We start from the raw sequence: 5,677 nt of genomic DNA, 5'->3' as shown, positions 1-5,677 counted from the left end.
CTTCTGCTTAGAGGCATTAGAGTTCTCTCTCCTTGATATCCTCTTTCAGGGTTCCGCTGTTTCCTGTATTCTAGTCTTGCAGGATTCCCTTAGGTCTCTCTTATAGCCCGTCAGCCGTCCTTTTATCCAGGGTTGGAGGATGCAGGACTTCTATCCTTTATGGGATAGAGATCGTGATCGGCATTTTCTATTACCGTCACCATGACTGAACCCCTTATCAGGGGCGTGCAACTTCATTTCGTTGACACTGGTTCTTTCGAGCCGTACACTCAGAGATTCGTCGGTGTCGATGGACACATTCTAACCATAGGATTCCATGACCCCCCGACTACTTTACTTGCCATCTCAGGATCGTGCTTCGCCGTCCTTAGCGAGCTCTCATACGGGACAAGAGAGAACTTGACCGCACGTCGCGGGGCTTAGGGTAGGAACGCCAACCTTCGTTCTAAGCAGGTACTTCCCCTGCCTATTTGAGTACAGAATTCGATTGCCGGAGGCAATTGCTCGCTTTTATTGGGCGTTTCCGCTCAGGTTGTGGCGAGAACAGCGCGCACAGAAAAATAACCCAATCAGGCGAAAAGATGATATCCTAAAGGTTCTCACACCGAAAAGGAGATCCAATCGCCGAAAGGGTCACAGCAAATAGTGTACCCGATTTCTTAACAATTGACTATACCCATGCTGAAATTCATCGATTCCGTATTGCGTTCGTTTCGTCCCTGCTTTTCCAGAACGGCCACCTTCGAGTGGTTTGTTGTTATCGTCATAGGTTTAATGCTGCGCTCGGATCATCTTGGTATGACTTCCATCCTCCGGGATCTTTCCTTGCATTCCCGTTGCTACGAGACCCTGATCCATTTCTTCCGTTCTTCCGCCTGGTCGCTGGAATCGCTACGCTGACTTGGATTCATGTGGTTCGCAGCACGGCTCCTCTCCTGTACGTGCAGGAGAGTGTCGTACTCGTCGGCGATGGGATGAAGCAGGCCAAGGAAGGTCGCCGGATGCCGGGCGTCAAGAAGCTCCATCAGGAATCCGAAAACTCGTCCAAGGGCGAGTACATCTTTGGCCATCTGTTTGGCGCCATCGGAATTTTGGCCGGAACGCCGCAGAAGTGCTTCTGCTTGCCCTTGTCCATAAACCTGCAGGACGGTGTAAAAACAATCTTCGGCTGGGATAAGCAGCCCGAGGATCGGCAAGCGTCCCATGTCGTGCAAATGATCGATCAGGCTTTCGCGTCCGCCAAGGCGTTCGGGAGCGCGCTGCTCCTGTTGGATCGCTACTTTCTGTCCATTCCCGCTTTGGAGCGGCTGGGTGTGTGGAATCAGTCGAGAGCCGCTCGTCTGCACATCGTCGCGAAGGTCAAAGCCAATGCCGTAGCCTATGAGCGTCCCGCCGTTAGAAAAAAGGGACGGGGCCGTCCACCGAAAAAAGGCCAGATGGTGAAGCTGATCGAGTTGTTCCACAATCGCGCGGCCGAGTTTCGAACTGCTACCGTGACGATGTACGGCAAGGAAGAGTCGGTGAAATTCCTGTGCCTGGATCTGTTGTGGGGGCAAGGATTGTATCAGGAACTACGTTTTGTTCTGGTCAGGCAGGGTGACCAACTTTCCATTTTAGCGAGCACCGACCTGACGCTTGCAGCGGAGGACACCATTCGCTTTAACGATCTACCGGGTATTCCAGCGGCGGGTTCGGCAGCACATCACCGAGCAAAAGCCGATGCACGGAGCAGGCGGGCGCATTTTGCGAAAACCCACGGCTGCGGCGATCTTTCAACTCTTTAAGTACCGGAAAGTGGCCGTTATTCGCATGCCGGACGGCACTCGGGTCAGGCAGTTCGGAAGCCCGCTTACCAAAGAGGAAAAGCGTGCGCTGTCGATACTCAATTTGGATGAATCTATTTATCTCGGCTAATTGAATCTGAGGACTTCAGCGGTGGTTTTGCTCTTAGGGCCATCGCTATATCCGTTTAGCCGGCTTATTTTCTCTCAAAATTCCACTCACTACCTCATGATGAAGGTGCGGAATGTAAGATTACATGTATCCATGCGGATTTTTGACAACCCAACAGAAGAAAATAATCAATCCGTGATTATGTTGATCAATATGTATCCAGGCTGACAATCTAATGATAAGCTTATCACATCGTCGGCTAAGGCGATGTTTTTTTATTTTTTAAAGACGGTAATGGGATAAAGTTCTTGTCAATACGCAGAGGCCATAATACGCAAGATCTATGCTCTTCTTAGACATATGTACGAAATACTATGTAATCTACATATACACTTTGGACGAAGAAATGATTTGTTTCTGCGGATTGATATGGATTGTGTCACAATTATAAAAACAGTGAGCATCCAAATCTAAAGATATTATGTGCGATTTATTGGGGATAACACAAGAGTCTGAGAACATTTCCTATTGTGATTTCTTAAACAAAGCTAAGTGAATCTCTTGTCAAAGATCTGTATCTTTGAAGAGGAAGAAGTATGGTTTTGTAGGATATTGTACATAAATGGGAATGGTGTTAATTTATAATATCTACAAACCGATAATTAGTTAGTAGGAACTATATTTATTAAAAGCTACTTGTACCGTGTTTGATTACATAGAAGGCAAACCTAGCATGTTTAATTGTTTTAGTAATCTTTGGGATACGAGTGTTTTGCTTAAAGACTAATGATTAGAATGTTATAAAAAGTATCTATGAAGGGTGTGTTTCGAATTTTTTTTATCGTATTAGCCTCAGACGTCAGTGTTCCGACTCAGCCTACTAGTCAATTCTATCTAATTGAGGATAATTGGAACGATTGGTGGGAGTTCAAAACAATGTATACGCTTTGCTATGTGAATGAGTCAGGAGAGCGAATACATCTTGGTAGTGTCAAAATAGGCGAACGTAATGTTAATTCGGACACAAAACGACCTAATATTCCAAAAGAATTTGATAGTCTTGATGACGGATTTTTCTCTTTAGGTCAAGACGTAGGCTATTATTCGTCTTTGAATGAACTTGGCGACGACTTTCGTCAGAGAGTTCTAAGAGCATTAAATGACATGGCATTGCTTCCAGACGTCTACGAAAGAGTGCGTCGCTATAGGGTAACAACTTCTTCCATAACGAGAAACGTTCGCCACACTTCGGTGGTTGGGCAGTATCGAAGACTTGCTAACGGAAATTCTAAGTTAACACCTTATAAATTTACTTACACCGGGCCGAAAATCAAAGATACTAACCGAGTTGTTCTCGAATTTGAGGTTACACCTGATTCGAATCCACCGACAAATATGCATGTTCTAATTGGGCGTAATGCAGTTGGGAAGACCCATATGATTAATAACATGGTTTCTTCTCTCATCTCGACTGTTCCTTCTCGTACTAAAAATGGTTACTTTAGTACCCAATCTGATGAGATAGCGAATGATGAATTATTCGCGAATGTTGTATCTGTATCATTTAGTGCATTTGATCCAGGAGAACCAATGCCAGATCGAAGAAACCGTCAGGAAGGAACACCTTACACCTATATTGGCCTTAAACAGGTAAACAAACCACCAAAAAGTCCAGAGAACTTAAAATATGACTTCGCCAATAGTCTTGATTCAATAAAAAGTAGTAACAAAACTGTTAGATGGCTGAGGGCGGTGGAAATGCTGTGTGCTGATCCTATCTTTTCTGATTCAAACGTACCGAGTATCTTGGAACGACAGGAGGCTGATGACTTCCTCGAGACTTTGGAATTAGATTCAGAAACAAACGGGCCGGAAAACATGGAGAGTCATCTACTCAAACGCCGTGCGCAGAAGTTTTTCCACCGTTTAAGTTCGGGCCATAAAATCGTGTTGCTTACTCTTACCCGTTTAGTTGAAACACTTGAAGAGCGGACCCTTGTCTTACTGGATGAGCCTGAAGCACATTTGCATCCACCACTATTATCTGCATTTATCCGGGCATTATCAGACTTACTCATACAAAGAAATGCAGTAGCCATCATTGCTACCCATTCTCCGGTTATTTTGCAAGAGGTACCGAGAAGTTGTGTCTGGAAGCTTCGACGAAATGGTAAACAATTAACTTACCACCGAACCGGGATTGAAACTTTCGGGGAGAATATTGGCGAACTTACTAGTGAAATATTTGAGTTAGAGGTTGTGTACTCTGGCTTCTATAAGATGCTTCGTGATGCAGTAGAGAAATATGGTGACTATGACACCATTATCGAGGACTTCAATAATGAACTCGGTTGGGAAGCAAAAGCTATACTTCGCGGCTTATTAAATGACGCCCTGAGGGAGGAAGCTTAGCCGTGCGTTCTCTCAAATTACCCGACTTTACTGTGGAAACTGTTTTCCGTGCCTCTATCGAAAGAGTGCAGGATAAAGACTTGAAAAAAAGGTTAGAAGCGTGCATCCCTGAAATAAAGAAAGATACCGAGGAATATGCTTTAAAAGCTTCAAATGCCCAACTCCATCTTATAAAAAAGAAAACTCATGTTAATGGAGATGTTACTCGAGAGGAGTTGGAAGCCGTATACACTGGCAGGATGGTCCCCAAAAAAGGACCTGGGCGTTTCTATTATGAAAAATTAAGATATCAGACTGATGATGGTAAATGTCCCCTATGCGCGCAATTGCCAGTTAAAACGTTAGACCATTATCTAGCTAAATCAGGGTATCCTTCACTGGCTCTTTCACCTACAAATTTAATTCCAGCATGTAGTGATTGTAATAAGACTAAAAACGCATCTTCCCCATCACGAAGTGAGGAAGAGCCTCTACACCCTTATTTTGATAATATTAATGATAGTCAATGGTTATTTGCAAGGGTCATACAAACTACGCCAGCATCGTTGTCGTTTTATATCATTCCGCCGACAGGAGCTTCTGTTCTTTTGGCTCAACGTGTAACTTACCATTTTGAACTATATCAACTAAACTCGCTTTACAGTTCTGAGGCAGCATCTGAACTTAGAAACATTTCTTACCAAATGAAGAAACTTTATAATAACGGTGGTCCAGATGCGGTTAAGCAGCAGTTAATGGATAGGGCAGAAAGTAGTCTTCATGAGAATCTTAATTCTTGGAAGTCAGCGATGTTTCATGCTCTAGCCAATGACCACTGGTATCATACAACGGGTGTTCTTTTTTAATCGAGTTTGAAACCTCTCAGATCGGATTGTCTGAGATAAACATTTGCATAGTTAACCATTATATGTATAATTGTACAAATTCGAAAGCATCGGTCATAAGGAATCAATGGGAAAGCATCCCTTGACTTTTAAACGTTTCCTTGTACGCTAAAACGGATAATTTAAGATTATTCGTGGTGAACCGTACCACAACAGGCCTGTTGATTAACCACTAAATGGTAGAAAAAAGATCGCCTTTGCTGTAGAATCGTTTGTACCACCAAGCGATTCGAGAAAGAGGCGATCTCATGAAAAATTGTATCACGATTCCATCCGTTCTTCAATCCATTCTGAGTCTTGAAGAAGTCAAATCAATTGTGCAAATGATAGGTTATGAAGACAAAGCCCGTAAGTTTACGGTATATGACTTGTTGCAATATTGGTGCACGGCTGCCCATCAACAATGGGAGGGTTACCGGGCAGGGGTTGACTGCGCTCATTCCTGCGGCTTAATTCAGGTTCACTATTCTAGCTTTTCGAGCAAAGCA

At 43.9% G+C, this 5,677-nt stretch carries 3 protein-coding genes and 2 pseudogenes; 4 read left to right on the top strand and 1 reads right to left on the bottom strand.

What is annotated here, in order from left to right:
- Window positions 1–839: 839 nt before the first annotated feature.
- A complete protein-coding gene (locus BLO51_RS31345) occupies window positions 840–1,556 on the bottom strand; it encodes a hypothetical protein (RefSeq protein WP_425415844.1) in 717 nt (238 codons plus the stop codon).
- Between the two features lie 100 nt (window positions 1,557–1,656).
- Between BLO51_RS31345 and BLO51_RS31340 the strand changes: the two are divergent.
- The 4 genes and pseudogenes from BLO51_RS31340 to BLO51_RS29995 form a co-directional block, all read left to right on the top strand.
- Window positions 1,657–1,914, top strand: a pseudogene (locus BLO51_RS31340) (IS1634 family transposase); the annotation flags it as partial.
- 792 nt (window positions 1,915–2,706) lie between these two features.
- Window positions 2,707–4,305 carry an AAA family ATPase gene (locus BLO51_RS28050; protein ID WP_090677414.1) on the top strand — a complete coding sequence of 533 codons (1,599 nt, stop codon included), beginning with the start codon at window positions 2,707–2,709 and terminating at the stop codon, window positions 4,303–4,305.
- A gap of 2 nt (window positions 4,306–4,307) precedes the next feature.
- Window positions 4,308–5,150, top strand: coding sequence for an HNH endonuclease (locus BLO51_RS28045; RefSeq protein WP_090677413.1), 843 nt, complete (start codon window positions 4,308–4,310; stop codon window positions 5,148–5,150).
- A gap of 287 nt (window positions 5,151–5,437) precedes the next feature.
- Window positions 5,438–5,677: pseudogene (locus tag BLO51_RS29995) on the top strand (IS4 family transposase); the annotation flags it as partial.

Source organism: Paenibacillus tianmuensis (assembly GCF_900100345.1).
Classification (GTDB): Bacteria; Bacillota; Bacilli; order Paenibacillales; family NBRC-103111; genus Paenibacillus_G; species Paenibacillus_G tianmuensis.
The sequence above is the reverse complement of the archived record's forward strand: the minus strand, read 5'-3'. Positions and strand labels throughout refer to the sequence as shown.